Annotated in this window: 23 protein-coding genes; 21 read left to right on the plus strand and 2 right to left on the minus strand. The window is 66.1% G+C overall.

The features are described 5' to 3' along the window. The 4 genes from AC1C2M_RS04520 to AC1C2M_RS04535 all read left to right on the plus strand — a co-directional run bounded on the left by AC1C2M_RS04520 (position 1) and on the right by AC1C2M_RS04535 (position 3,475). Entirely contained in the window at positions 1 to 453 is a 453-nt protein-coding gene (locus AC1C2M_RS04520) for a type II 3-dehydroquinate dehydratase (protein ID WP_495433993.1), read from the plus strand. A gap of 77 nt (positions 454 to 530) precedes the next feature. Further along, positions 531 to 1,094: an elongation factor P gene (gene efp / locus AC1C2M_RS04525; protein WP_108391041.1), complete on the plus strand. Its 564-nt coding sequence runs from the start codon at positions 531 to 533 to the stop codon at positions 1,092 to 1,094. Continuing rightward, complete coding sequence (gene nusB, locus AC1C2M_RS04530; RefSeq protein ID WP_108961906.1) at positions 1,094 to 1,507, plus strand: transcription antitermination factor NusB; 414 nt, start codon at positions 1,094 to 1,096, stop codon at positions 1,505 to 1,507. Before efp ends, nusB begins: the two co-directional genes overlap by 1 nt. A 447-nt stretch (positions 1,508 to 1,954) precedes the next feature. Beyond that, positions 1,955 to 3,475 (plus strand): HNH endonuclease signature motif containing protein, encoded by a 1,521-nt coding sequence (locus AC1C2M_RS04535; RefSeq protein WP_495435398.1) that lies wholly within the window; start codon positions 1,955 to 1,957, stop codon positions 3,473 to 3,475. A gap of 319 nt (positions 3,476 to 3,794) precedes the next feature. On the opposite strand, the gene AC1C2M_RS04540 is transcribed toward AC1C2M_RS04535, so the two are convergent. Both AC1C2M_RS04540 and AC1C2M_RS04545 read right to left on the minus strand, forming a co-directional pair. Continuing rightward, entirely contained in the window at positions 3,795 to 4,853 is a 1,059-nt protein-coding gene (locus AC1C2M_RS04540; RefSeq protein WP_495435693.1) for a glycosyltransferase, read from the minus strand. After that, positions 4,766 to 5,134, minus strand: coding sequence for a glycosyltransferase (locus AC1C2M_RS04545; protein WP_495435399.1), 369 nt, complete (start codon positions 5,132 to 5,134; stop codon positions 4,766 to 4,768). Before AC1C2M_RS04545 ends, AC1C2M_RS04540 begins: the two co-directional genes overlap by 88 nt. A 333-nt stretch (positions 5,135 to 5,467) precedes the next feature. On the opposite strand from AC1C2M_RS04545, the gene pyrR reads away from it, so the two are divergent. The 17 genes from pyrR (at position 5,468) to hisG (ending at position 24,213) form a co-directional block, all read left to right on the plus strand. Further along, the gene (gene pyrR / locus AC1C2M_RS04550) at positions 5,468 to 6,007 is read left to right on the plus strand and encodes a bifunctional pyr operon transcriptional regulator/uracil phosphoribosyltransferase PyrR (protein WP_495435400.1); all 540 of its coding nucleotides are present in this window, start codon (positions 5,468 to 5,470) and stop codon (positions 6,005 to 6,007) included. Beyond that, a complete protein-coding gene (locus AC1C2M_RS04555) occupies positions 6,007 to 6,957 on the plus strand; it encodes an aspartate carbamoyltransferase catalytic subunit (protein ID WP_495435401.1) in 951 nt (316 codons plus the stop codon). Before pyrR ends, AC1C2M_RS04555 begins: the two co-directional genes overlap by 1 nt. 2 nt (positions 6,958 to 6,959) lie before the next feature. Then, positions 6,960 to 8,306 carry a dihydroorotase gene (locus AC1C2M_RS04560; protein ID WP_495435402.1) on the plus strand — a complete coding sequence of 449 codons (1,347 nt, stop codon included), beginning with the start codon at positions 6,960 to 6,962 and terminating at the stop codon, positions 8,304 to 8,306. After that, positions 8,299 to 8,838: a PH-like domain-containing protein gene (locus AC1C2M_RS04565; RefSeq protein ID WP_495435403.1), complete on the plus strand. Its 540-nt coding sequence runs from the start codon at positions 8,299 to 8,301 to the stop codon at positions 8,836 to 8,838. Before AC1C2M_RS04560 ends, AC1C2M_RS04565 begins: the two co-directional genes overlap by 8 nt. Then, on the plus strand, positions 8,835 to 10,004 hold the full coding sequence (carA, locus tag AC1C2M_RS04570; RefSeq protein ID WP_483404168.1) for a glutamine-hydrolyzing carbamoyl-phosphate synthase small subunit: 1,170 nt from the start codon (positions 8,835 to 8,837) through the stop codon (positions 10,002 to 10,004). The genes AC1C2M_RS04565 and carA overlap by 4 nt, the downstream gene beginning before the upstream one ends. Next, complete coding sequence (gene carB, locus AC1C2M_RS04575; protein ID WP_495435404.1) at positions 10,004 to 13,297, plus strand: carbamoyl-phosphate synthase large subunit; 3,294 nt, start codon at positions 10,004 to 10,006, stop codon at positions 13,295 to 13,297. Before carA ends, carB begins: the two co-directional genes overlap by 1 nt. Beyond that, positions 13,294 to 14,136 carry an orotidine-5'-phosphate decarboxylase gene (gene pyrF, locus AC1C2M_RS04580; RefSeq protein WP_495435405.1) on the plus strand — a complete coding sequence of 281 codons (843 nt, stop codon included), beginning with the start codon at positions 13,294 to 13,296 and terminating at the stop codon, positions 14,134 to 14,136. Before carB ends, pyrF begins: the two co-directional genes overlap by 4 nt. Beyond that, complete coding sequence (gene gmk / locus AC1C2M_RS04585; protein WP_483404165.1) at positions 14,129 to 15,058, plus strand: guanylate kinase; 930 nt, start codon at positions 14,129 to 14,131, stop codon at positions 15,056 to 15,058. The genes pyrF and gmk overlap by 8 nt, the downstream gene beginning before the upstream one ends. 120 nt (positions 15,059 to 15,178) lie before the next feature. After that, positions 15,179 to 15,436, plus strand: a complete 258-nt coding sequence (rpoZ, locus tag AC1C2M_RS04590; RefSeq protein ID WP_108391030.1) for a DNA-directed RNA polymerase subunit omega — start codon at positions 15,179 to 15,181, stop codon at positions 15,434 to 15,436. Positions 15,437 to 15,451: 15 nt separating this feature from the next. Then, positions 15,452 to 16,645: a bifunctional phosphopantothenoylcysteine decarboxylase/phosphopantothenate--cysteine ligase CoaBC gene (gene coaBC, locus AC1C2M_RS04595; RefSeq protein WP_495435406.1), complete on the plus strand. Its 1,194-nt coding sequence runs from the start codon at positions 15,452 to 15,454 to the stop codon at positions 16,643 to 16,645. Between the two features lie 33 nt (positions 16,646 to 16,678). Next, complete coding sequence (gene metK, locus AC1C2M_RS04600; RefSeq protein ID WP_495435407.1) at positions 16,679 to 17,872, plus strand: methionine adenosyltransferase; 1,194 nt, start codon at positions 16,679 to 16,681, stop codon at positions 17,870 to 17,872. A gap of 2 nt (positions 17,873 to 17,874) precedes the next feature. Continuing rightward, on the plus strand, positions 17,875 to 19,971 hold the full coding sequence (locus AC1C2M_RS04605; protein ID WP_495435408.1) for a primosomal protein N' family DNA-binding protein: 2,097 nt from the start codon (positions 17,875 to 17,877) through the stop codon (positions 19,969 to 19,971). A gap of 37 nt (positions 19,972 to 20,008) precedes the next feature. Beyond that, entirely contained in the window at positions 20,009 to 20,926 is a 918-nt protein-coding gene (gene fmt / locus AC1C2M_RS04610) for a methionyl-tRNA formyltransferase (protein WP_495435409.1), read from the plus strand. 9 nt (positions 20,927 to 20,935) lie between these two features. After that, a complete protein-coding gene (locus AC1C2M_RS04615; RefSeq protein ID WP_495435410.1) occupies positions 20,936 to 22,333 on the plus strand; it encodes an RsmB/NOP family class I SAM-dependent RNA methyltransferase in 1,398 nt (465 codons plus the stop codon). A gap of 22 nt (positions 22,334 to 22,355) precedes the next feature. Further along, positions 22,356 to 23,036, plus strand: a complete 681-nt coding sequence (gene rpe / locus AC1C2M_RS04620; RefSeq protein ID WP_483404159.1) for a ribulose-phosphate 3-epimerase — start codon at positions 22,356 to 22,358, stop codon at positions 23,034 to 23,036. A 13-nt stretch (positions 23,037 to 23,049) separates the two neighbouring features. Then, positions 23,050 to 23,313 (plus strand): phosphoribosyl-ATP diphosphatase, encoded by a 264-nt coding sequence (locus AC1C2M_RS04625; protein ID WP_483404158.1) that lies wholly within the window; start codon positions 23,050 to 23,052, stop codon positions 23,311 to 23,313. 60 nt (positions 23,314 to 23,373) lie between these two features. Beyond that, entirely contained in the window at positions 23,374 to 24,213 is an 840-nt protein-coding gene (gene hisG / locus AC1C2M_RS04630) for an ATP phosphoribosyltransferase (RefSeq protein ID WP_483404157.1), read from the plus strand. The last annotated feature ends 1 nt before the right edge of the window (position 24,214 follow it).

The raw sequence follows: 24,214 nt of genomic DNA on the forward strand, positions 1-24,214 counted from the left end.
ATGACTCGTGTGCTCGTGCTCAACGGCCCCAACCTGGGCAGGCTCGGTTCGCGCGAGCCCGATGTCTACGGCAGCGGCAACCTCGACGACCTTTGGACGCTGCTCCAGGCATCCGCCCCGGAAGGCGTCTCGATCGATCTCCGTCAGACCAACGATGAGGGTGAGCTCATCGGCTGGCTCTACGAGGCAACTGACGGTTCCGTTCCCGTGATCCTGAATCCGGCAGCGTTCACCCATTACAGCTACGCGCTTCGGGATGCCGCCGCGCTCGTCACGAAGGCGGGTATTCCGCTGGTCGAGGTCCACATCTCGAACCCGCACGCGCGGGAGACCTTCCGGCACTCGAGCGTGATCTCGGGTGTTGCGACGGGTGTGATCGCTGGTTTCGGCTTCGATTCGTACCGCCTGGCACTCGATGCCGTACTCCGCCTGACAGCGGCTGGGACCGAGTAAACAGGCTCCTGCGGTAAACTCGTCACATCGGTCGCCTCAGACCACATTTTTCTCCCACTGAACGGAACCCCCTCTTCATGGCATCTACCGCCGACATCAAGAACGGAATTGTCCTCAACATCGACGGACAGCTCTGGAACGTCATCGAGTTCCAGCACGTCAAGCCCGGCAAGGGTGGCGCGTTCGTGCGCACCAAGCTGAAGAACGTCGTGTCGGGCAAGACCGTCGACCGCACGTACAACGCCGGCGCGAAGATCGACATCGAGAACGTCGACCGCCGCGACTTCACCTACCTCTACAACGACGGTGAAGCTTTCGTGTTCATGGACACCGCTGACTACGACCAGTTGACTGTGCCGGCATCCGTTGTCGGAGACGCCGCCAACTTCATGCTCGAGAACCAGGCCGTGACCGTTGCACTCAACAACGGCAACCCGCTGTATGTCGAACTGCCGGCATCCGTCGTTCTCGAGATCACCTACACCGAGCCGGGCCTCCAGGGCGACCGCTCGACCGGTGGCACGAAGCCCGCAACCGTTGAGACCGGATACGAGATCCAGGTGCCGTTGTTCCTCGAGCAGGGCACCAAGGTCAAGGTCGACACCCGCACGGGCGACTACATGGGACGCGTCAACGACTAGTGAGCGCCCGTAGCAAGGCCCGTAAGCGGGCCATCGACATCCTGTACGGCGCAGACCTTCGGGACATGGCGTTGAGCGAGGCCCTCACGGTTGAAGCGAAGCGTGCCGCGAGCGAGCCCGACCGTGAAGCGAGCTGGCTCTACGCGCGCGACATTGTCGACGGTATCGCCGACAACGCCGAGGAGATCGACGAGCAGATCGAGACGTACGCCCAGGGCTGGTCCCTCGCGCGGATGCCGGCTGTTGATCGTGCGATCCTGCGCATCGGTGTGTGGGAGATCATGTTCAACTCCGAGGTGCCCGCCGCGGTTGCCATCGACGAGGCTGTCGAATCGGCCAAGACGCTGTCGACTGATGACTCGCCCGGATTTGTCAACGGACTGCTCGGGAAGATCGCCCAGGCCAACGGCTAGTACTTCTTTCGTCGAAACGCCCGTCATCGGATGCCGATGGCGGGCGTTTTTCGTGCGCCCTGGCGTTCGGGGTGGGTTGGACGTGGTCGGTTGCTCGTATCATCACCATTTCCGGTGCGGTCTGCGGATGCCTGTAAAGACCGGAGTGCGGTGCGTCTGGGGCCCGGTTTCAATCTCAGTGGTTGGGTGTGTACTGAAGTCATGAATATCCCGGTCAGTAGCCCGATTCGCACCCGTACTGGTGTGGCGTTCGGACGCCTGCAAAGGCCCGGGAGCGATGCCCTCGGGGCTCGGTTTCAATGTCAGTGGTTGGGTGTGTACTGAAGTCATGAATATCCCGGTCAGTAGCCCGAGCCGCCACCGTTCTGGTGTGGCAGACTCCGGTCTGGCCGTGCATCATGTCCTCGCCTCGACTGGTGGGGGTGTGCGGGTGTCATGAGCCTCGCGGTGAGCGACTTTCTCCCGGCCGGTGTTCCGGAGGGGGAGAGTGCGCTCACCGGGCTCTTGCAACACCTGGGGCAGGTGGTTGATGTTCTCGACCTGGATCACCTCGACCGGTTGACCGGCGAACAGTTGCTGACCCAGTTGGGTCAGGTCGCCGGGGTGGTGCGAGCCGGGGAGGCGGTCCTCGCGGCGTTGAGTGCTGAGGTCGCGGACCGGTCAGATCCCGCCCGCGGCAACGAGGGTTTGGCGGTGAAGCATAACTACCAGCGTCCGTCGCACCTGATCGAGGTGATCACCGGGGTGTCGTCTGCGGCCGCATCCCGGCTCATCCGGGTGGGGCAGCGCACCTGCCGGAGGCTCACCGATGCTGGGTTCCCGTTGCCGCCGTTGTTCCCGGTGGTCGGGGAGGCGTTCCGGCAGGGTTTGATCGGGGTGGAAACCGCTGAAGTAATCACGCGGGAACTCTCGTTGGCCGCACCCCGCGCCGAGGTGGAACACCTCGCGATCGCCGAACGCACCCTGATCAGTGAGGCGGTCGGTGCGGGCTGGCGCGACGGGTTACCCATGTCCGCCGATCTGGTGGGTATTCAGGCTCGGCAGTGGCGGGACCGGTTGGATGAAGACGGGATTGAACCCCTTTCCGACAAAGCGTTCCAGAAACGTGACTTCTGGATCGCACGCACCGCGAAGGACGGGTTGGTGAAGTTCGGTGGCCAGGTCACTGTCGATGTCGGCGCGAAACTCCACGCGTTACTCGATGCGGTGTTGAGTCCAAAAACCGCGGACCGGTACGGCCCCACGGCCACTGATGCTGGCGAGGGAACTGGCGGTGGTGCTGGTGGCACCGGAACCGATGACGCGGGGGCCTTCGGATCCTGTGCGTCGCCGGTGACCGGCGCCAACCCAGCCACCGGTGACGCGGTACAAGGCACCAACGTCAGTCCCGGTGCGGAATTCAGCGAACCGGTCCGGGCCCGGCGGACCGCGGGACAGCAACGCGCTGACGTGTTCGCCGCGATGATCGACGCCCTCGCCCGCTCCACCGACGCACCATCGGTCACCGGTGCGGCACCCACCGTGGTTGTCACCGTGAACGCGGACGTGATCGACTCCAAGACCGGTACCGGCCAGATCGTGGGAGTGAACGCCCCAGTGGCGGCGTCAACGATCACCCAGATTCTGTGTGATGCGAGCATCATCCCGGTATTCATCGACCCCGACGGCACCGTCGTTGCCCTCGGCAACGACCAACGCGGATTCAACCGGACCCAACGAATGGGCATGATCGCCCGCGACGGTCCGACCTGTGCGATGCCGGACTGTCAGATCCCTGGCACCGGGTGCGAAGCCCACCACATCATCCCGCACTCCGAAGGTGGGCCCACACATATTGATAACGGTGCGCTGTTCTGCTGGTTCCACCACCGGATGGTCGATACCGGGGTTTTCACGGTCACGATGGTGAACGGCAAACCCAAGGTCACCATCGCCGAGTGGATCCGCCGCAAGCCATACTTCCGCTGAACTGGGCAACAGTACTTCCGCTGAACTGCCAAACCCTGCTTCTGCCGAGCACGATGGCGGACTCCGTTGGGCAGCCTGGCGCCGCCCAGCATGGCGAGGGAGGACAGCGCGGCGAACATAACTCAGCAGGCGGAGGCCGTACGGAGAAGGCCGCGTTCGGCACCGAATGGCGTGCGCCACCGGGAGACCGCCCGCCAACTGCTCGGAACAAATCGCCCGGGTCAGTGGCCAGGGTCGTGTCGTAGAACCCCCGTCACCGCTCGCGCTGTGGCGGGCGTCTTTCGTGCGGGTTCTCAGCCGAGGGTCGCGTGCACTGGTCTCATCGAATCAACGCTTCACAACGGTCGACGACGTCCGTCTGGCCGCGTGATCGGTTGAGCTCGCGCGCCAGTCGCTGAGCAGCATTCCGGAAGGCGGGGTCGGTGGCGACCCGCCGGTACGCGGCGGCGATCGCCGTCGCCGATGGAGTGCCGGTGCGGAGGTCGATGCCTGCGCCGCTGTATGCCACGCGTGCGGCGATCTCGGGTTTGTCGATGTCTCCGCCTGCCACGATCAGCGGAACTCCGTAGCGCAGTGCGGCAAGGACGCCGCCCCAGCCACCGTTGGTAATAACGACGCTCGTCAGCGGAAGCAGTTTGTCGTAATCGAGGACGCTGGCGACGCGGGCGTTGTGTGGCACCGGGAAGGCGGGAGCCGTTTCGACGGCGGACCCGGTGGCTGCGACGACGAGCACCGGGGCATCCGCAAGTGCAACCATCGCCGGGTGCAGAAGGTCGGCCGGGTCGACATTCAGAGTGCCCTGGGTCACGTGCACAACGGGGACCGTGGCGGAGACGATGTCGGGCCACCAGTCAGGGCTGTCTGGTGCCGCCGGGGGAGTCGTGCGGATGGCGCCGATGTAGTGGGTGGTCGGCGGCAGGTCGGTGCGGGGATAGTCGAGGGACGCTGTTCCGGTGACGCAGGTGAGTGTGGGTGAGACCCATGCGGTGTCGAATCGCGTTGCCGTTGGCGGGAGCCCGACCCGTTGCCGGGTGTCGTTCCACGCCCGGTGCAGGCCTCGTGTCAGGAGCCGGGCCGCATGCCGGAGGATGGCATCCCTGAGCCGTCCGATTCGGCCACGCCCGGGGTGGAGGGCGAACCCGGCAGGGGGAAGGTCCCGGCTCGGGGTGGTGAGCGGGACGAGGGAGAGCGTTGCCCACGGTGCCGGCGTGGTTTCGGCGATGAGTGCGGCACCACAGCTGAGGCTGTCGGCGAGGATGAGGTCCCACGGATCTGTTCGCCAGGCGCGGGTCAGATCGCCGTGCTGGGCGGCGCCGGTGCGGATGAAAAGGTGCTCGAGGTTGGCGATCGTCTGCCGTGGGCCCTCGCGTCCGACCAGCTGGGGAAACGTGCAGCCAGGTTGTGTTCGTCGAAGTCGGGCGCATCCTGCCAGGCCACGACGGTGGCGCCGACGGAGGCGAACCGGTCGGCCCAGGCGGCGCCGGAGTACACCCGCACCGCGTGGCCACGGGCCAGGAACTCGCTGACGACGGCGAGCATCGGCGCGACGTGTCCTGCGAACGGCATTACCGCAACCAGAATCCGTGCCACGATGCCTCCCGGGGTCGACGCGGGCACCACCTGATGCCCATTATGCACGGCGAACGGGAGATTGGGCATGGGGCGGTGTTCGCGAATGGCGGGGCGTGCGCACCCGGGTGTGCAGTCCCACGCGCGAGCGCATCACGTGTGGTCGAGCGCATCAGTTACGCGGGATGTTCTCGACTGCAACTGATGCGTTCGCAGCGGGGGGAGGTGTTCCGGAGGGAGTACCGGGTGTGCGGCGCCCTCCAGGCAGCGCCCCCTCCGATTCGCCTCCCGAGACGCCGCGGTACACGACGGGGAGCCCGCGCCCGCCCGGCGTCACAAACGAGATCAGAGCCCGGCGACTGCTAGAGTGAAAAATAATTGACAACCTTTAACGCCGTCCGAGAGACGGAGAAGGGAGTCGGCATGAGTGCGCGCGTCGTACTTCAGCAGGCTGACATCGCCCGAGCGTTGACCCGGATCTCCCACGAGATCCTTGAGTCCAATCGAGGCGCAGACAACCTCGTCCTCCTCGGCATTCCGACCCGCGGGGTCATTCTCGCCGACCGCATCGCCGCTCTGATCTCGGAAATTGCCGACACACCGATCGACGCGGGGTCCCTCGACGTGACCATGTATCGCGACGACCTCGCAAAACACCCCACCCGCACGCCGGCGCCAACGCACATCCCGGCATCCGGTATCGATGGCAAGACCGTGGTGCTCGTCGATGACGTCCTGTACTCGGGTCGCACCATCCGCGCCGCTCTCGACGCCATCGGCGACATCGGCAGGCCCCGCGCCGTCCGCCTGGCCACCCTCATCGACCGTGGGCACCGTGAGCTGCCCATCCGACCCGACTTCGTCGGCAAGAACCTGCCGAGCGCGCAAACCGAACGCATCAACGTGCGCCTTGCCGAGCTCGATGGCGCCGACCTGGTCTCGATCGATGGGATGGAGTCCTGATGCGCCACCTCCTCTCGACGCGGGACTTCAGCCGCGACACAGCCATCGAACTGCTCGACGTTGCCGAAGACATGGCCGACACCCAGTTGCGCGAGGTCAAGAAGCTCCCGACCCTCCGCGGCAAAACCGTCGTCAACCTCTTCTTCGAAGACTCCACCCGAACGCGCATCTCGTTCGAGGCTGCCGCCAAACGCCTGAGCGCGGACGTCATCAACTTCAGCGCCAAAGGGTCGAGCGTCTCGAAGGGGGAGAGCCTCAAAGACACAGCACAAACGCTTCAGGCCATGGGGGCGGATGCCGTCGTCATCCGTCACCCCGCATCCGGCGCACCGCAAACCCTGGCGACCAGCGGATGGATCGACGCGGGAATCCTGAACGCGGGAGACGGAACACACGAACACCCGACGCAGGCGCTCCTCGACGCGTACACGATCCGGAAGCGCGTCCACGGCGCAGCCTCGCGAGGGAAAGACCTCGACGGGCTCACGGTCACGATCGTCGGCGACGTGCTCCACTCCCGCGTCGCCCGGTCGAATGTCTGGCTGCTCACGACGCTCGGCGCCACCGTCAGCATCGTGTCACCGCCCACCCTCGTGCCGGTGAACACCTCGGGCTGGCCGGTGACCGTTGGCTACGACCTCGACGAGGCCATCGCCTCAGAGCCCGACGTCATCATCATGCTCCGCATCCAGGCCGAGCGGATGCGAAACGCGTTTTTCCCCAACAGCCGGGAGTATTCGAGGCGGTGGGGCCTCGACGATGGACGATTGCACCAGCTTCGGGCGACTACCATTGTCATGCACCCCGGACCGATGAACCGGGGTCTGGAAATCTCCGCTGCAGCAGCTGACTCGCCCCAGTCCACGGTTCGCGAACAGGTGGCCAACGGAGTTTCCGTGCGGATGGCCGCACTTTACCTGCTGCTGTCGGGCGATCGGGAGGACGCATAACCATGACTACAGAAACCTACGTCCTCCGCCAGGCGACCCTCGCAGACGGCAGCACCACAGACATCCGCATCGCCAACGGCATCATCGCCGAACTCGGTGGATCCCTCTCCGCCGACGGCGCCTCCGTTGTTGACGCGGACGGACTGCTCGCGCTCCCTGGTCTCGTCGACCTGCACACCCACCTCCGTGAACCCGGCTACGAGCAGAGCGAAACCGTGCTCACCGGTACGCAGGCCGCAGCCGCCGGGGGATTCACCGCCGTCTTCGCCATGGCGAACACCTCACCCGTCGCAGACACCGCCGGTGTCGTCGAGCAGGAACTGGCCCTCGGGCAGGAAGCCGGCTACGCGACGGTCCAGCCGATCGGCGCCGTCACCGTCGGGCTGGCGGGCGAACAGCTCGCCGAACTCGGCGCGATGGCAGCATCCCGTGCCCAGGTGCGGGTGTTCTCCGACGACGGTTTCTGCGTCTCCGATCCGCTGCTGATGCGCCGCGCCCTCGAGTACGTCAAGTCATTCGACGGTGTCATCGCGCAACACGCCCAGGACCCCAGGCTCACCGTCGGCGCCCAGATGAACGAGGGCGCCGTGTCGGGCGAACTGGGATTGCAGGGCTGGCCTGCGGTCGCCGAAGAATCGATCATCGCCCGTGACGTCCTGCTCGCCGAACACGTCGGGTCCCGGCTTCACATCTGTCACGTGTCGACCGCGGGAAGCGTCGACGTCATCCGCTGGGCCAAAGCGCGTGGCATCCACGTGACGGCTGAAGTCACCCCCCACCACCTCCTGCTCACCGAAGAACTCGTCCGAAGCTACGACGCCAGGTACAAGGTCAACCCGCCGCTTCGCCGGCAGGAAGACGTCCTCGCGCTCCGTGAAGCCCTCGCTGACGGCACCATCGACATCGTCGCAACGGACCACGCACCGCACCCGACCGAGCACAAGGACTGCGAGTGGGATGCCGCCGCGAACGGCATGGTCGGCCTCGAGTCCGCTCTCAGCGTTGTGCAGGCATCCGTTGTCGATACCGGCCTGTTGAACTGGTCAGACGTCGCGCGGGTCCTGTCATCGGCCCCCGCCCGGATCGGACGCATCACGCGGCACGGCCAGGGCATCGCCGTCGGTGCGCCAGCCCAGGTGCTGCTCTACGACCCCCAGGCGTCGCGCACCTTCAGCACCGGCGACCTCCGCGGCAAGGGCATGAACTCGCCCTACCTCGAGCTGGCCCTGCCCGGTCGAGTCGTTGCGACCTTCCACGACGGCTACCCAACGGTCCTCGACGGGGCCCTGCGCCCGGTCGATGAGATCGCGCGCCAGGCGCTCACCGGACGGGCGGGCGCGAATGCCTGACCGGCTCCTTCCCGCAGCCCTCGTTCTCGGACTCCTCGCGATCCTGCTCGCCGGCATGTGGCTCGCGTGGCGCGCCAGGGGTCGACGCGACAGCGGCGTCTCCGCGAGTGCACCTCTTCCCGCCGGCGGTGTCCACCCGCTGCTGACGACAGACGTCCTCTACGTGGCGACGACAAGGGCCGGCCAGCCGCTCGAACGACTGGCGATCAGCGGGCTGGCCTTCAGGGCTCGCGCCGAACTCATCGTGGCTGAGGAGGGAGTCGTGCTGTCCGTCCCGGGACAGGACCCGATCTTCCTGCCGGCCGACAGCATCCGCTCGTCCCAGCCAGCCACCTGGACCATCGACCGGGTCGTCGAATCCGACGGACTCGTCAGCATCACCTGGCGTACAGGCGACACGGATGCCGACAGCTACGTTCGCGTCATCGATCCGACCAGGCACGCCCCAGTACTCGACGCACTGGCGTCACTGAACTCGACGGGTCCGGCATCGTCCGGTCCCGCATCGTCAACCGAGAGTGAGAAACCATGAGCAATTCACGATTTGGCTCAGCAGAACCCGCCGTCCTCGTTCTGGAAGACGGCTCCCGCTACGTCGGTCGCGCATACGGCGCGACGGGCAAGACACTGGGCGAGGTTGTCTTCTCGACGGGTATGACCGGGTACCAGGAGACCCTCACCGACCCGTCGTACGCGGGCCAGATTGTGCTCATGACGGCCCCGCACATCGGCAACACCGGAATGAACGCCGAAGACATGGAGTCGTCCCGCGTCTGGGTCGCCGGCTACGTCGTGCGCGACCCATCCCGCATGGTGTCGAACTTCCGGTCGGAGCACAGCCTCGACAGCGAGCTCTCACGCGACGGCATCGTCGGTATCAGCGACATCGACACCCGCGCCGTCACTCGGCGCATTCGGTCAAGCGGCTCGATGCGCGCCGGGATCTTCTCCGGCGCCGACTTCAACCTCTCGGAGGGCGACCAGCTCGACCAGGTCCGCCAGGGTCCAGAGATGAAGGGCCGCAACCTCTCCGGCGACGTGTCGACGATCGACCCCTACGAGGTTCCCGCCCAGGGCGAGCGCATCGGCCGGGTGGCGGTCCTCGACCTCGGCATCAAGAAGTCGACGGTCAACTACCTGTCCGAGCGCGGCTTCGACGTCATGGTGCTCCCGCAGAACGTCACGGCAGACCACGTTCTGAGCCTCAAGCCGGACGCCCTGTTCTTCTCCAACGGCCCGGGTGACCCGGCCGCGAGTGACGCACACGTCACCCTGCTCCGCGAGGTCCTCCGCGAGAACGTGCCGTACTTCGGGATCTGCTTCGGTAACCAGCTGCTCGGTCGGGCACTCGGCTTCGATACCTACAAGCTCCCGTTCGGCCACCGCGGCATCAACCAGCCGGTGCTCGACAAGTCCACGGGCCGGGTTGAGATCACCTCGCAGAACCACGGCTTCGCCGTCGACCTGCCGATCGAGGGCGACCACCAGTCACCCGAGGGATTCGGTCGCGTCGAAGTGAGCCACTACAGCCTCAACGACCAGGTGGTCGAGGGACTTGCCTGCCTCGACATCCCCGCGTTCAGCGTCCAGTACCACCCGGAATCGGCTGCAGGCCCGCACGACGCCAACCACCTCTTCGATCGCTTCCGCGACCTCGTGATCGCGAACAACCACACCTCAGCAGGAGACGACAACTAATGCCAAAACGCGACGACATCCAGAGCGTCCTCGTCATCGGTTCGGGCCCGATTGTCATCGGCCAGGCCGTCGAGTTCGATTACTCGGGAACCCAGGCCTGCCGCGTGCTCCGGGAAGAAGGCGTCCGCGTCATCCTGGTGAACTCCAACCCGGCGACGATCATGACCGACCCGGACTTCGCCGACGCGACGTACATCGAGCCGATCACCTGGCAGGTCATCGAGACCATCATCGCCAAGGAACGCCCGGATGCCATCCTGCCGACCCTCGGCGGCCAGACGGCGCTCAATGCGGCCATCCAGCTGCACGAGAACGGGATCCTCGAGAAGTACGACGTCGAGCTGATCGGTGCCAACTTCGAGGCGATCAACAAGGGTGAAGACCGCCAGATCTTCAAGCAGCTCGTGCTCGACGCCGGCGCAGACGTTGCACGGTCGCACATCGCGCACACCGTCGAAGAGGCTGTCGGTTTCGCCGAGGACCTGGGCTACCCGCTCGTCGTCCGCCCCTCGTTCACCATGGGTGGACTCGGATCGGGTTTTGCCTACAACGAGACCGAACTCCGCCGCATCGTCGGCGACGGCCTGCACCAGAGCCCCACCACCGAGGTCCTCCTCGAGGAGTCCATCCTCGGCTGGAAGGAATACGAACTCGAACTCATGCGCGACACCGCGGACAACACGGTCGTCGTCTGCTCGATCGAGAACGTCGACCCCGTCGGCGTTCACACCGGCGACTCGATCACCGTCGCACCGGCGCTCACCCTCACCGACCGTGAGTACCAGAAGCTCCGTGACATCGGCATCGACATCATCCGTGCCGTCGGCGTCGACACCGGTGGCTGCAACATCCAGTTCGCGATCGACCCGGCTGACGGCCGCATCATCGTCATCGAGATGAACCCCCGCGTCTCCCGGTCGAGCGCTCTCGCCTCGAAGGCAACGGGATTCCCCATCGCCAAGATCGCCGCGAAGCTCGCCATCGGCTACCGCCTCGACGAGATCCCGAACGACATCACCAAGGTGACGCCGGCGAGCTTCGAGCCCACCCTCGACTATGTCGTCGTCAAGGTTCCCCGGTTCGCGTTCGAGAAATTCCCGGCGGCGGATGCCACGCTCACGACAACCATGAAGTCCGTCGGTGAGGCCATGGCGATTGGCCGGAACTTCTCGACGGCGCTGCAGAAGGCGCTGCGTTCACTCGAGAAGCGCGGATCGAGCTTTCACTGGGGCGAGGAGCTTCGCTCGGTCGAGGAACTCATCGAGATTGCCAAGGTGCCGACAGACGGACGCATCGTCGTCGTGCAGCAGGCCCTCCGCCTCGGCGCGACGCCCGAGCAGCTCTTCGAGGCCACCAAGATCGACCCGTGGTTCCTCGACCAGATCTCCCTGATCAACGAGGTCGCGGATTACATCCGCGACGCTTCGGTGCTCGACACCGAGGTCCTCGTCACGGCGAAGAACCACGGCTTCTCCGACGTTCAGATCGGCCAGCTCCGCGGTTTCGGTGAGGCCCAGGTCCGCGAGGTCCGCCACATCCTCGACGTTCGCCCCGTCTACAAGACGGTCGACACCTGCGCCGGCGAATTCCCCGCGCTGACGCCGTACCACTACTCGAGCTACGACACCGAGACCGAGGTCGCTCCGTCAGACCGCCGGAAGGTCGTCATTCTCGGCTCAGGCCCGAACCGGATCGGCCAGGGTGTCGAGTTCGACTACTCCTGTGTCCACGCGTCGTTCGCGCTCAGTGAAGCGGGCTTCGAGACGATCATGATCAACTGCAACCCGGAGACCGTGTCGACCGACTACGACACCAGCGACCGGTTGTACTTCGAGCCGCTGACCCTCGAAGACGTCCTCGAGGTCATCGACGCCGAGAGCAAGTCGGGCGAACTCGTCGGTGTGGTCGTCCAGCTCGGCGGACAGACCGCGCTTGGCCTCGCCACGGGCCTCAAGGCCGCTGGCGTGCCGATCCTCGGCACCACACCTGAAGCGATCGACCTGGCCGAGGAACGCGGCGCGTTCTCACAGATCCTCGCGGATGCCGGACTGCTCGCTCCGAAGAACGGCACAGCGACCGAGATCACCGGTGCGATCACCATCGCGGAGGAAATCGGCTACCCCGTTCTGGTTCGCCCCAGCTTCGTCCTCGGCGGCCGCGGCATGGAAATCGTCTACGACACGGCATCCCTCGAGGACTACTTCCTGCGGATGGCCGACCAGGGCATCATCGGACCCCAGCACCCGCTGCTCGTCGACCGGTTCCTCGACGACGCCATCGAGATCGATGTCGACGCGATCTACGACGGGACCGAGCTGTACATCGGTGGCGTCATGGAGCACATCGAAGAGGCCGGTATCCACTCGGGTGACTCGAGCTGCACCCTGCCTCCCATCTCGCTCGGACGCGCACAGATCGACAGGGTCCGCGATGCGACCCTGGCCATCGCGCAGGGGATCGGTGTCCAGGGACTGATCAACGTCCAGTTCGCCATCGGCGCCGGCATCCTCTACGTCCTCGAGGCGAACCCTCGTGCATCACGCACGGTTCCGTTCGTGTCGAAGGCGCTCGGCATCCCGCTCGCCAAGGCGGCGTCTCTCGTCATGACCGGCGCGACCATCGCCGACCTCAAGGGATCGGGACTCCTCCCTCCCGTCGACGGCTCGCGCATCCCGATCGACTCACCGGTCTCGGTCAAGGAAGCTGTGCTCCCGTTCAAGCGGTTCCGCACCGCCGACGGCCGCATCGTCGACTCGATCCTCGGCCCCGAGATGCGATCGACGGGTGAGGTCATGGGTATCGATAAGGACTTCCCGCGCGCGTTCGCCAAGAGCCAGACCGCAGCCTATGGCGGCATCCCACTGTCTGGCACAGTCTTCGTCTCGGTGTCCGACCGCGACAAGCGCTCGATCGTGCTCCCGATCCTCCGGTTCCAGGAGCTCGGCTACGAGATCCTCGCGACCGAGGGAACCGCAGAGATCCTCAACCGCAACGGCATCTCGGCTCGCACGGTCCGCAAGTACTCCGAGGGCGACGAATCGACACTCGGCGAACCGTCGATCGTCGAGCTGATCAACCGCCACGAGGTGGACATCGTCATCAACACCCCGTCCGGCCGCAGTGGTCGTGCCGATGGCTACGAGATCCGTGCCGCCGCGGTTGCCGAAGACAAGCCGCTCTTCACGACGATTGCCGAGCTGACCGCCGCTGTCGCCTCCATCGAGGCCGTCCGCAACGGCTTCGACGTCCGCTCACTGCAGGAGTACGCCCAGGACAGGGCGTCTCGCGCATGACGGCATCCTTCGGGGAACGACTCGAGCGCGTCTTCAGCGAACGCGGTCGCCTTTGTGTCGGCATCGACCCGCACGCCTGGCTCCTCAGGGACTGGGGGCTCGCCGACACGGCAGCCGGCGCGCGCGAGTTTGGCCTCCGGGTCCTCGACGCCGTCGAGGGCAATGCCGGAATCGTGAAACCGCAGGTGGCCTTCTTCGAGCGGTTCGGCTCCGCCGGATATGCCGCGCTCGAAGAGGTCCTCGCCGCCGCTCGTTCACGCGGCCTCCTGGTCATCGCCGATGCCAAGCGGGGGGATGTCGGCTCGAGCGTCGAGGCGTACGGGCAGGCCTGGCTTACGCCCGGTTCGCCGCTCGAGGCCGATGCGCTCACGGTGAGCGCATACCAGGGCGTCGGCTCACTCGCCGCGCCAGGTGCTCTCGCCGAATCGACCGGCAAGGGCCTGTTCGTGCTGGCTGCGACGTCCAACCCCGAAGGAATGGCGCTGCAGCAGGCACGGATGCCGGCGGGCGAGACGGTCGCGCGATCGATCGTGAACGAGGTCAACGCCTGGAACGCCGAGCACGCCAGCGGCGCTCTCGGATCCATCGGCGTCGTCATCGGAGCGACACTCCAACTCGCCGACTTCGACCTGGAACTCGCACCGCTGCCGGCACCGCCGGTGCTCGCTCCCGGCTTCGGCCACCAGGGCGCAGAAGCCGAGGCTATGCGGTCAATCTACGGTGCACTCACGAGCGGTGTCATCGTCTCCGAATCACGAAGCGTGCTCGGCGCCGGTCCCGATGGGATCCGTAGCGCCGTCACCACCCGAGCAGAAATAGTGAGGCAGGCCAGTGCCTGAGCAGACAGTCCGAACCCCACCGGAGGTCGACCGCGTCGCGGCATCCCGCGCCGCTGTCGAGGCTCGACGCGCTCGAGCAGAACTCAAAAACCGGGTGTCCTCCGGCGCCATATCGGCGCTGACCGTGCTCGACGACGCCTTTGCCGACCCCGACGGTGTTGCCGGTCGCATGCGCGTGACCGATTTCCTGCTGAGCGTGCCCGCGATCGGCCGCACCAAGCTGACCAGGATCCTCGATGATCTGAAGATTTCACCGGCCAAGCGGCTCGGCGGCCTCGGCCCCAACCAGCGCACCCGGCTCCACGACTTCATCGCAGACCGGGAATCCAAGAACCGCCAGCACAAGCGTTCACGACTGATCGTGCTCGCCGGGCCGACCGCGGTCGGCAAGGGAACCGTCGCCAGTTACATCCGTGAGAATTATCCGGATGTCCTCCTCTCGGTGTCGGCGACGACCAGGAAGCCGCGGCCGGGCGAGATCGAGGGCGTCAACTACTTCTTCGTCGATGACGCCGAGTTCGACCGGCTAATCGAGAACAACGAACTGCTCGAGCACGCCACGGTGCACAACGCCTCGAGGTACGGCACCCCACGCGGGCCGATCGACGAGGCCCTCGCCCGTGGCGACAGTGTCCTGCTGGAGATCGACATCCAGGGCGCACGCCAGGTTAGGGCCGCAATGCCCGAGGCCACCCTCGTGTTTTTGCTTCCGCCCAGCTGGGACGAACTGGTCAGACGGCTGGTCGGACGGGGCACAGAGGATGCCGAGGAACGCGAGCGCAGACTGGAGACCGCGCGGCACGAATTGGCCGCACAGGACGAGTTCGATTACCGCGTCGTGAACGGCACAGTGGCTGACGCAGCCCAGGAGGTCGTAGACTTGATTAAGACTCGCGGCGCACGACCCCGACGCGCTGTGTGAAAACAGCGCCGAATCGGGCGAATGCACAGCACCAGGCTGTGCATTCACTGTAGCGATGCAGCCGCCAAAAGACCTTTCTTCCGCAAAATCCGCGACGCACGAGGAGTGTGAACTTCAGTTATGGCTGAAAAACCCAAGGGAATCATTGACCCGCCGATCGACGACCTGCTCAGCAAGGTCGACTCGAAATACGCTCTCGTCATTTTCGCGTCGAAGCGCGCCCGCCAGATCAACGACTACTACGCTGACCTTCATGAAGGCAGCCTGTTTGACAACGTGGGTCCGCTCGTCGACTCGCAGGTCGAGGACAAGCCGCTCTCCGTTGCACTCCACGAGATCAACGAAGACAAGCTCGTTCTGCGTCCCATCGCCGAATAGTCTCTGCAGTACCCGATGACAGGCTCATTGAACGTTGTTGTCGGCATAACGGGTGGCATCGCCGCGTACAAAGCGGTCGGTGTCATCCGTTTACTCGTTAAGCAGGGCCACAGCGTCCAGGTCGTCGCCACCGCCGGCGCCCTGAAGTTCGTCGGACGCCCGACGCTCGAGGCCATCTCACGCAACCCGGTGCACACCGAACTCTATGAGGGCGTCGCCGAGGTGCGGCACGTCGCCATCGGCCAGGCAGCCGACCTGATCGTGATCGCCCCGGCGACCGCAAACACCATCGCCAAGCTCGCTGCAGGACTTGCGGACGATCTGCTCGGGAACACGGTCCTCGCGAGCACAGCACCCCTCGTCATCGCCCCGGCCATGCACACCGAGATGTGGCAGAACCCGGCGACGGTCGCCAACATCCACACGCTGCGCGCCCGTGGCGTGACGGTCGTCGGCCCCGCCTCCGGCCAGCTCACGGGCACCGACTCCGGCCCCGGCCGGATGGAAGAGCCGGAGATCATCGTCGCTGCCGCGCTCGCGGTGGTCTCGCCTCCCGTGCGTGACCTCGCGGGAAAGCGCGTCGTCATCACCGCCGGCGGCACCCGTGAACCCCTCGACCCCGTTCGCTACATCGGCAACCGGTCGAGCGGCAAGCAGGGCGTTGCCCTCGCAGAGGCAGCGGTGAGTCGCGGAGCGTCAGTGACTCTCATCGCTGCGCACCTCGACGTGCCAGCGCCAGCCGGTGTCGACGTCATCGATGCGCCGACAGCGGCGGATGTCGCGCGTGCGGTCACGGACGCCGCAGAGACAGCGGACATCACGATCATGGCTGCCGCGATCGCCGACTACCGTTCAGCCGAGGTCAGGCACGAGAAGATCAAGAAGGAATCGACGGGAGACGAACTCACGCTCACGCTCGTCAAAAACCCCGATATCCTCGCCGGTCTCTCCGCCTCAAAGCCTCGGGGCATCGTTGTCGGCTTTGCAGCCGAAACCGCGAATTCGGAGGACGAACTGATTGACCTGGGGCGCGCCAAGCTCGCCCGAAAGGGCTGCGATTTTCTCGTCCTCAACCGGGTCAGCTGGTCCGAGGGATTCTCCACCGACCGTAACAGTGTCGTGATGCTGTCACGGGGCGGAGATATAGTGATGAAGGCCTCAGGCGAGAAACTCGACGTTGCTCACAGCATCCTGAACTCGCTCGTTTAGCCCCGCACTCACCCTGTCCCACTTGGAGTTGGTATGACGCAACTGCGCCTGTTTACCTCGGAATCTGTGACCGAAGGGCATCCAGACAAAGTATGCGACCAAATCTCAGACAGCATCCTCGATGCCATGCTCGAACAAGACCCGCAGAGCCGCGTCGCCGTTGAGACCCTCGTCACCACCGGCCTCGTCCACGTAGCGGGCGAGGTCACCACCGAGGCCTACGTCGAGATTCCCGCACTGATCCGCGAGCTCGTCACCAACATCGGCTACGACCACTCCGACGTCGGGTTCGACGGCAAGTCATGCGGAGTGTCCGTGTCAATCGGGCAGCAGTCGCCCGACATCGCCCAGGGCGTCGATGCGGCATTCGAGGCACGCGAGGAGTCCAGCTCCGACGCTCTCGATGCACAGGGTGCCGGCGACCAGGGCATCATGTTCGGCTACGCCACCACCGAGACGCCGCAGCTCATGCCCGTTCCCGGCTGGATCGCGCACCGACTGGCCGAGCGTCTCGCAGAGGTCCGGAAGTCAGGCGAGCTCGACTACCTGCGCCCCGATGGCAAGACCCAGGCGACCATCGGGTACGACGGGATCACGCCCCGCACGGTCGAGACGATCGTGCTCTCGACCCAGCACCAGGACGGCATCGATGTCGAGCAGCTCCGTGCCGATGTCGCCGAGCTCGTCATCAAGCCGGTTCTCGACTCGGTCGATCTGGATTCCGAGAACGTCAAATTTCTCATCAACCCGACCGGGCGCTTCGTCATCGGTGGCCCACAGGGCGACGCCGGCCTGACTGGCCGCAAGATCATCATCGACACCTACGGCGGAGCCGCACGGCACGGCGGGGGAGCGTTCAGCGGAAAGGACCCGTCGAAGGTCGACCGTTCCGCTGCATACGCGATGCGCTGGGTGGCGAAGAACGCCGTCGCTGCCGGTTTCGCCGACAAGCTTGAGGTGCAGGTCGCATACGCGATCGGCAAGGCGGCTCCGGTCGGCCTCTATGTCGAGACGTTCGGAACGGCCAAGGTCTCGGAGGAGACCATTGTCGACGCCATCCGCGAGGTCTTCGACCTCCGTCCAGCCGCCATCGTGTCTTCGCTCGACCTCCTCCGTCCGATCTACGCTGCGACTGCGGCATACGGACACTTCGGCCGTGAGCTCCCCGACTTCACCTGGGAGCGCCTCGACCGGGTCGCCGAGCTGCAGAGCGCGGCCGGGCTGTAACCATGAGCGCACCGGCCGACAGCGCGCCGGTGAGCCCAGCGCCTGGTCACGTCGCCCGAGTCGCCATCGACTCGCCCCTTCCGCAACTGGATCACCTCTTCGACTACAGCATCCCGCCTGAGCTCGCCGAGACGGCGGTGCCCGGTGTCCGGGTCGCTGTGCCGTTCCGCTCGGCTGGCCGACTGTCGCGGGGGTACATCGTCGATGTCGTGGCGAAGGCAGATGGCTTCGACGGGACGCTCAGCCCGCTCGAGTCCGTCGTCTCGCCGGTCCCGGTTCTCACGCCGGAACTGTGGACCCTGGCACGCCGGCTCGCGGACAGGGCGGCGGGTTCAGCGACAGACATCCTGCGGCTCGCCATTCCGCCGCGCCAGGTTCGGGTGGAGAAGACCTGGGTGGCGGAACAGGCCGCAACGGTCGGCGCTAACGATCAGCACGCCGATTCGACGACGGATACTCCGGCCAACGATGCACCGGCCAACACTGCTCCGGCCAACGATGCTCCGGCCAACGGGCCGGACTCGGGGTCCGGGCACCCGCTGCCGATTCACGACTACCCGGAGTCCCTCGGCGACGCCATTGATGCGGGGAGCCGGATCGCGCTTGCCGCGATCCCCACGGTGACCGACCTTGGGACCGCCTGGGTAGGCCGCTGGGCTCTCACCATCGCCGAACTCAGCGCACGGGTCGTCGCCAACGGCTCGTCGGTCATTGTCGCGCTCCCTGACTACCGCGACCAGGACCAGCTCCAGGCCGCGCTCGAACGGATCATTCCGCCGGAACAACTCACGAGGGTCGACGCCAGGCAGTCCAACGCCGAGCGATACCGTTCGTTTCTGGACTGCCTCACCGCCCAGCCCCGCGTGATCATCGGCAACCGGTCGGCCGTGTACGCACCCGCCGCGCGCCTCGGGCTGATCGTGGTGTGGGACGACGGAGATCCACTACACGCGGAGCCACTGTCTCCCTACGTGCACGCCCGGGACGCCGCCCTGGTGCGCCAGGAGGAATCCGGCGCTGCACTCGTCTTTGCCGGGCACACTCGGAGCACAGATGTGCAGCGGCTGGTGGAGATCGGCTTTGTCACCCCGGTCGGGCCAAGCCGCGTGTACACGCCACGGGTGATGCTCACGGCCACCTCGAACGAAGCGGAGCCGGGAGCGGTGACCGCGCGCATTCCCTCAATGGCGTGGCGGCAGGCCAAGGAGGCGATCCAGACCGGACCCGTGCTCGTCCAGGTCGCCAGGCCGGGCTACGCGCCGGTCATCGCCTGCGCCAGATGTTCACAGGCCGCGCGCTGCACAGCGTGCCACGGGCCGCTCGGTATTCCTCGTGCCGGCGCATTGCCCGCGTGCACACTGTGCGGTGCGATCGCGGGCAACTGGGCGTGCGACAACTGTGAAGGCACGAAGCTCAGGCTCGTCACCCGCGGGACGGGACGCACCGCCGAGGAACTCGGTCGCGCGTTTCCCGGCGTTCGCGTTGTGGTGTCAGACGGCGAACGGCAGGTCACCGGGGTTTCCGGGTCACCAGCCCTCGTCGTCGCAACGAGGGGAGCGGAGCCGGTCGCCGACGGCGGTTATGCTGCCGTCCTGCTGCTCGACGGCGATCGGATGCTCGCTGCCGAATCGCTGCGCATCGCCGAGGACTGCCTGCGCTGGTGGTCCAACGCCGCTGCCCTGTCTGCGCCGGGCGCCCCTGTCATCCTCACCGGGGTCGCCGGCACCCTCGCCACGGCCGTCGCAACCTGGAACCAGCCGGCGTTCGCGTCGGCTGAGCTCGCTGACAGGCGAACCCTCCGATTCCCGCCGGCGGTGCGTGTGGCATCCGTGACGGGAGACGAGACGGCGGTTCGGGATGCCGTCGCTGCCGTCACGTCGCTCGTCCCGGCTGATGTGCTCGGTCCCGTGCCGACGTCAGACGGCGTTCGCACCATTCTGCGGCTCGACTACGGCAAGGCGCAGGCCGCCGCTCGCGAGCTCAGGGCGGCGGTGGTGAAGAACGCGACGATGAGGCGCAAGCCGCCGGCGGGCAAGGCCGCGTACCGGCAGATGCCTACACTGAGAGTACGATTCGACGACCCGGAGATCCTGTCATGAGCCTTTCCCGCCCCTCCGCCTCCACGCACTTTTCCGCATGAGGCTGATCTTCGCCGGCACGCCCTCCGTCGCTGTTTCCAGCCTCACCGCCCTGATCGACAGCGAACACGATGTCGTCGCTGTACTGACGCGCGAGGATGCCCCGCTCGGCCGCAAGCGCGTTCTCACCCCGTCGCCCGTTGCCCTGGTGGCGGAGGAACACTCGATTCCCGTTCTCAAGGCCAACCGCCTCACCGACGCCGTGACCGAGCGCATCCGGGCCCTTGACGCCGACCTCGGCGTGATCGTCGCTTACGGGGGACTGCTACGGGAGCCGTTGCTCTCGACGCCCAGGCTCGGCTGGATCAACCTGCACTTCTCCCTGCTGCCGGCGTGGCGCGGAGCAGCACCGGTCCAGCGATCGCTCATCGCCGGTGACACCGTCACCGGCGCGAGCGTCTTCCAGCTCGTGCCTGAGCTCGACGCCGGCGACATCTTCGGCACCGTTGATCACCCGATAGCATCCGACGCCACGGCGGCAGACCTCCTCTCGGAACTCGCCGTCACCGGGAGCGAACTGCTCGTCAGGGTCGTCGACGACATCGCCGGCGGACGCGCCAGCGCGGTTCCGCAGACCGGTCAGGTGACCCTCGCGCCCAAACTGAAAATTGAGGATGGCCGACTCGATTGGACTCAGGACGCCGAAACTCTCTACAACCGATTCCGGGGTGTCACGCCCGAACCCGGCGCGCACACGACGATCGGCGGTGCGAGGTTCAAAATCCTCGGCATGACGCCTCGCCCGGACGTCACACTTCCTCCCGGCGTACTCGCCCGCTCCGAGCGGGAGGTGCTCATCGGCACCGGGTCGACGGCACTGCAGCTCGACACGGTCCAGCCGGCCGGAAAATCGGCAATGCGCGCGGCCGACTGGTGGCGGGGACTCGGGCCCGATCCCCAGATCGTGGCAGAGTAGAACCACACAATGAATGCCGCACCCGAATCCCCAGCCTCAATCCAGCCAGCACGCCGCGTCGCGTTCGACGTCATCAACGCGGTCAGCCGCGACGACGCGTACGCCAACCTCCTGCTGCCGACCCTCATCAAACGACAGGCCCTCGGCACAGCGGATGCCGGACTGGCCACCGAGCTGACGTACGGCACGCTCCGGATGCGCGGATACTACGACCGCGTGATCGAGCTCGCCGCCAACCGTCCGGTCGCGCAGATCGACGAGGACATCCTCGATGTCCTCAGGCTCGGCGCACACCAGCTGCTCGCCACTCGCGTGGCGCCCCACGCGGCGGTGAACGAGTCGGTCGCCCTTGCGAGGAGCGTCGGGTCGCGATCGGCGGTCGGGTTCACGAATGGCGTGCTCCGCACCATCTCCCGGTCATCGGCAGACGAGTGGCGCGAGCGGGTGCTCGCGACCACGAAGACCAACGATGAGAGGCTCGCTGCCGAGTTCGCCCACCCGGCGTGGATCGTGCGCGCGTTCCGGCAGGCACTCGCTGCCGAGGGCAGGAGCGACGAGCTCGAACAGTTGCTCGCCGCTGACAACGTGGCGCCACGGGTGAACCTCATTGCGCTTCCCGGTCTCGCACAGATCCCCGACGGCGCGGAGCCCGACACGTTCTCCCCGTTCGGGTTCGTCCTCGACGGCGGCGACCCGGATACCGCCATCCGCTCCGAAGCCGGTCGGATTCGCGTACAGGACGAAGGCTCGCAAATCGCCGCACTCGCGCTCAGCAGGGCGATGCCGGTCACGGAGGGGGAACTGTGGCTCGACCTCTGTGCTGGACCGGGTGGCAAGACCGCCCTGCTCGGCGCCGAAGCCGCCATCGGCGGAGCGCGACTGACGGCAAACGAGGTCGTGCCGGCTCGTGCGGAGCTGGTTCGCCGCGCTGTAGCGCCGGTACCTGGCGACATCGACGTGACGGAAATTGACGGGACCACGATCGGCGACCTGCACCCCGCCACCTACGACAGGATCCTCGTCGACGCACCGTGCACCGGCCTCGGCGCCCTGCGGCGTCGGCCGGAAGCGCGCTGGCGCAAGACCGCCAGGGACGTCGGCGACCTGACCAGGTTGCAGCAGTCACTGCTGCTCTCGGCGTTCGCCGCCCTCAAGCCGGGTGGAGTCCTCGCGTACGTCACCTGCTCGCCCCACCTCGCGGAGTCGCGTGGCGTCGTCCTCGACGCGCTCAGGCGCCTCGGGGAGAGCGCAACACTCCTCGACACCGCATCCGTCGTGAACTCGTTCGTGCTCGAACCGGTGGAGCTCGGCGAGCAGCAGCCCGACCGCGACGGAACGACAGTCCAGCTCTGGCCACACCGCCACGACACCGACGCCATGTTCATCGCCCTGATCAGCAAAGCCTGACGGGCTCGGTTAGGCTCTCCCCATGTCGATCCGGATCAACCCGAGCATCCTCGCCGCTGACTTTGTCAACGTCGAGAGTGCGCTCAACTCGATCAGTTCAGCCGACCTCGTCCACGTCGACGTGATGGACAACCACTTCGTCCCGAACCTCACCTTCGGTCCACAGATGGTCGAGCGGATCCAGCAGGTCTCACCGGTTCCCCTCGACGTGCACCTCATGATCGACGACCCCGAGCGCTGGGCGCCCGGCTATGCCGAACTCGGCGCATACTCCGTCACCTTCCACGCGGAGGCAACCGACAGCCCCGTTGCCGTAGCCAGGCGGCTTCGTGACATCGGTGCCCGCGCGGGAATCGCCGTGAAACCCGGCACCGCGATCGAGCCATACCTCGACATCCTCGACGAGTTCGACCTCGTCCTCGTGATGACTGTCGAGCCCGGCTTCGGCGGGCAGAAGTTCATGCCGGAGACGATGCCGAAGCTGAGGCTGCTCGCCGAGGCGGCGGGCAAGGTCGGCTCAGATATCTGGCTGCAGGTCGACGGCGGAATCAGTGAGGACACCATAGGGATCGCGGCTGAAGCAGGCGCCAACACCTTCGTTGCCGGCTCGAGCGTGTTCGCTGCCGACAATCCCGGCCTGCAGATCGACCTGCTTCGCAGGGCAGCCTCAGCGCACACGCACGCCCGGGGCCCGAAACGCTAGTACCCTGAATACTGTGAAGACATTCGACGACCTGTTCGCGGAACTCAGCTCGAAGGCCGAAACCAGGCCAGAGGGCAGCGGCACCGTTCGCGAGCTCGACGCGGGCGTGCACGCCATCGGCAAGAAGATCGTCGAGGAAGCCGCCGAGGTCTGGATGGCCGCTGAATACCAGAGCGACACCGAGACCGCCGAAGAGATCTCCCAGCTGATCTACCACCTCCAGGTGCTCATGATCGCCAAGGGCCTCTCCCCGGAGGACGTCTATCGACATCTGTGATGCCGGGATAATCCCCAGTCACACCGTCGATCAGAACCGCTCCGAACGAGAGAAAACCAGATGTTGAGAATCGCAGTGCCCAATAAGGGCTCGCTCGCCGACACCGCAGCCCAGATGCTGTCAGAAGCCGGATACGCCGGCCGCAGGGACCCCAAGGAACTCCACCTCATCGACGCACGCAACGGTGTCGAGTTCTTCTTCCTCCGCCCCCGCGACATCGCCACCTACGTCGGCTCAGGCGCGCTCGACGTCGGCATCACCGGCCGTGACCTGCTGCTCGACTCAGGTTCAGACGCAACCGAGATCGAAAGCCTCGGCTTCGCCGACTCGACGTTCCGCTTTGCGGGACCTATCGGTCGCTTCACCGAACTGTCAGACCTTTCCGGGCTGCGGGTCGCGACGAGCTACCCCGGCCTCGTCGGTGCGTTTCTCGCCGAGCACAACGTCACGGTGAAGCTCGTTCCGCTCGACGGGGCTGTTGAATCGGCTGTCCGGCTTGGCGTCGCGGATGCCGTCGCCGACGTCGTTTCGACCGGCACCACCCTGCGCAAGGCTGAACTCGACATCTTCGGCCCGGTCATCCTCGAATCGACGGCCGTTCTCATCGGTGCACCGGAGGAGAAGCCGGGACTCACGACGCTGCTGCGCCGGCTGCAGGGAGTTCTCGTCGCACGCAAGTACGTGATCATGGATTACGACCTGCCTGAGCGCCTCCTCGACCAGGCCACGGCCATTGCCGGCGGAATCGAATCGCCGACGGTGTCTCCGCTTCGCGACAAGGAGTGGGTGGCCGTTCGGGTGATGGTTCCGCGTGAGCGCACCAACCAGATCATGGACGCACTCTACGAGATCGGCGCGCGCGCCATCCTGGTGAGTGCCATCCACGCGGCTCGGCTCTAGG

It is taken from the genome of Mycetocola sp. Y444, assembly GCF_059445295.1.

Bases quoted from the DNA above. Each gene is read 5' to 3' on its own strand.
- AC1C2M_RS04520 (WP_495433993.1), top strand. From the start codon at position 1: ATGACTCGTGTGCTCGTGCTCAACGGCCCCAACCTGGGCAGGCTCGGT.
- efp (WP_108391041.1), top strand. From the start codon at position 531: ATGGCATCTACCGCCGACATCAAGAACGGAATTGTCCTCAACATCGAC.
- AC1C2M_RS04545 (WP_495435399.1), bottom strand. From the start codon at position 5,134: ATGCCCAATCTCCCGTTCGCCGTGCATAATGGGCATCAGGTGGTGCCC.
- pyrR (WP_495435400.1), top strand. From the start codon at position 5,468: ATGAGTGCGCGCGTCGTACTTCAGCAGGCTGACATCGCCCGAGCGTTG.
- AC1C2M_RS04555 (WP_495435401.1), top strand. From the start codon at position 6,007: ATGCGCCACCTCCTCTCGACGCGGGACTTCAGCCGCGACACAGCCATC.
- AC1C2M_RS04560 (WP_495435402.1), top strand. From the start codon at position 6,960: ATGACTACAGAAACCTACGTCCTCCGCCAGGCGACCCTCGCAGACGGC.
- AC1C2M_RS04565 (WP_495435403.1), top strand. From the start codon at position 8,299: ATGCCTGACCGGCTCCTTCCCGCAGCCCTCGTTCTCGGACTCCTCGCG.
- carA (WP_483404168.1), top strand. From the start codon at position 8,835: ATGAGCAATTCACGATTTGGCTCAGCAGAACCCGCCGTCCTCGTTCTG.
- carB (WP_495435404.1), top strand. From the start codon at position 10,004: ATGCCAAAACGCGACGACATCCAGAGCGTCCTCGTCATCGGTTCGGGC.
- pyrF (WP_495435405.1), top strand. From the start codon at position 13,294: ATGACGGCATCCTTCGGGGAACGACTCGAGCGCGTCTTCAGCGAACGC.
- rpoZ (WP_108391030.1), top strand. From the start codon at position 15,179: ATGGCTGAAAAACCCAAGGGAATCATTGACCCGCCGATCGACGACCTG.
- coaBC (WP_495435406.1), top strand. From the start codon at position 15,452: ATGACAGGCTCATTGAACGTTGTTGTCGGCATAACGGGTGGCATCGCC.
- metK (WP_495435407.1), top strand. From the start codon at position 16,679: ATGACGCAACTGCGCCTGTTTACCTCGGAATCTGTGACCGAAGGGCAT.
- AC1C2M_RS04605 (WP_495435408.1), top strand. From the start codon at position 17,875: ATGAGCGCACCGGCCGACAGCGCGCCGGTGAGCCCAGCGCCTGGTCAC.
- fmt (WP_495435409.1), top strand. From the start codon at position 20,009: ATGAGGCTGATCTTCGCCGGCACGCCCTCCGTCGCTGTTTCCAGCCTC.
- AC1C2M_RS04615 (WP_495435410.1), top strand. From the start codon at position 20,936: ATGAATGCCGCACCCGAATCCCCAGCCTCAATCCAGCCAGCACGCCGC.
- rpe (WP_483404159.1), top strand. From the start codon at position 22,356: ATGTCGATCCGGATCAACCCGAGCATCCTCGCCGCTGACTTTGTCAAC.
- hisG (WP_483404157.1), top strand. From the start codon at position 23,374: ATGTTGAGAATCGCAGTGCCCAATAAGGGCTCGCTCGCCGACACCGCA.